The organism is Enterobacter cloacae complex sp. IR5441 (assembly GCF_049238215.1).
Lineage (GTDB): Bacteria > Pseudomonadota > Gammaproteobacteria > Enterobacterales > Enterobacteriaceae > Enterobacter > Enterobacter hormaechei_C.
Genome location: NZ_JBMKIA010000094.1, coordinates 1 through 1,985, shown reverse-complemented (window position 1 = coordinate 1,985; position 1,985 = coordinate 1). Strand labels below are relative to the sequence as shown.

Here is a 1,985-nt window from a genome sequence, read left to right as displayed (position 1 = left end):
TCAGCATTTTATTATGGTGATCCCCTGGGCGAAATGCGCCTGGTAAGCAGAGTTTTTGAAATGTAAGGCCTTTGAATAAGACAAAAGGCTGCCTCATCGCTAACTTTGCAACAGTGCCAGCTGCGGGCCGCTCCCGCCGCGAAGGACGTGCTCGACGCCATCGAGGTGCTGCGCGGCATGAACAGCGACAACGCCCGCAAGGTGCCCGCCGACGCGCCGACCGAGTTCATCAAGCCGCGCTGGCAGAAGCTGGTCATGACCGACACCGGCATCGACCGGCGCTACTACGAACTGTGCGCGCTGTCGGAGATGAAGAACGCGTTGCGTTCCGGCGACATCTGGGTGCAGGGGTCGCGCCAGTTCAAGGACTTCGAGGACTACCTGGTGCCGCCCGCGAAATTCGCCAGCCTCAAGCAGGCCAGCGAATTGCCGCTGGCCGTGGCCACCGACTGCAACCGGTACCTGAACGACCGGCTGACGCTGCTGGAAACACAGCTTGCCACCGTCAACCGTATGGCGACGGCCAACGAGCTGCCGGACGCCATCATCACCGAGTCAGGCTTGAAGATCACGCCGCTCGACGCGGCGGTACCCGACACCGCCCAAGCGCTGATCGACCAGACGGCAATGATCCTGCCGCACGTCAAGATCACCGAACTGCTGCTGGAGGTGGACGAATGGACGGGCTTCACTCGGCATTTCGCGCATCTGAAATCGGGCGACCCGGCCAAAGACAAGAACCTGTTGCTGACCACGATCCTCGCCGACGCGATCAACCTGGGCCTGACCAAGATGGCGGAGTCTTGCCCCGGCACGACCTACGCCAAGCTGGCTTGGCTGCAAGCCTGGCACATCCGCGACGAAACCTACGGGGCGGCGCTGGCCGATCTGGTCAACGCACAGTTCCGCCATCCCTTCGCCGAGCACTGGGGCGACGGCACCACCTCATCGTCGGACGGCCAGAACTTCCGCACCGGCAGCAAGGCCGAGAGCACCGGCCACATCAACCCGAAATACGGGAGCAGCCCAGGGCGGACGTTCTACACCCACATTTCTGACCAGTACGCGCCATTTCACACCAAGGTCGTGAACGTCGGCGTGCGCGATTCGACCTACGTGCTCGACGGCCTGCTGTACCACGAGTCCGACTTGCGGATCGAGGAGCATTACACCGACACGGCGGGCTTCACCGATCACGTCTTCGCCCTGATGCACCTCCTGGGCTTCCGCTTCGCGCCGCGCATCCGCGACCTGGGCGACACCAAGCTCTACATCCCGAAGGGCGACGCCGCCTATGACGCGCTGAAACCCATGATCGGCGGCACGCTCAACATCAAGCACGTCCGCGCCCATTGGGACGAAATCCTGCGGCTGGCCACCTCGATCAAGCAGGGCACGGTGACGGCCTCCCTGATGCTCCGAAAGCTCGGCAGCTACCCACGCCAGAACGGCCTGGCCGTGGCGCTCCGCGAGCTGGGCCGCATCGAGCGCACGCTGTTCATCCTGGACTGGCTGCAAAGCGTGGAACTGCGCCGCCGCGTGCATGCCGGCCTGAACAAGGGCGAGGCGCGCAATGCGCTGGCCAGGGCAGTGTTTTTCAACCGCCTGGGTGAAATCCGCGACCGCAGTTTCGAGCAGCAGCGCTACCGGGCTAGCGGCCTCAATCTGGTAACGGCTGCCGTCGTGTTGTGGAACACGGTCTATCTGGAACGGGCTGCGCACGCGCTGCGTGGCAACGGCCATGCCGTTGATGACGCGCTGTTGCAGTACCTGTCGCCGCTCGGTTGGGAGCACATCAACCTCACCGGCGATTACCTCTGGCGCAGCAGCGCCAAGATCGGCGCGGGCAAGTTCAGGCCGCTACGACCGCTGCAACCGGCTTAGCGTGCTTTATTTAATGAGATGGTCACTCCCTCCTTCCCAGTACTATGCTGAGGACAGGCTTTCATTCGGAGAACCATCATGGAAAACATTGCGCTTATTGG

1 pseudogene is annotated in these 1,985 nt (G+C 62.8%); it reads left to right on the top strand.

The annotated features are described in order from the left end of the window. Positions 1 to 117: 117 nt before the first annotated feature. Positions 118 to 1,884, top strand: a pseudogene (locus tag ACOTX5_RS26420) (Tn3 family transposase); the annotation flags it as partial. Positions 1,885 to 1,985: the final 101 nt, after the last annotated feature.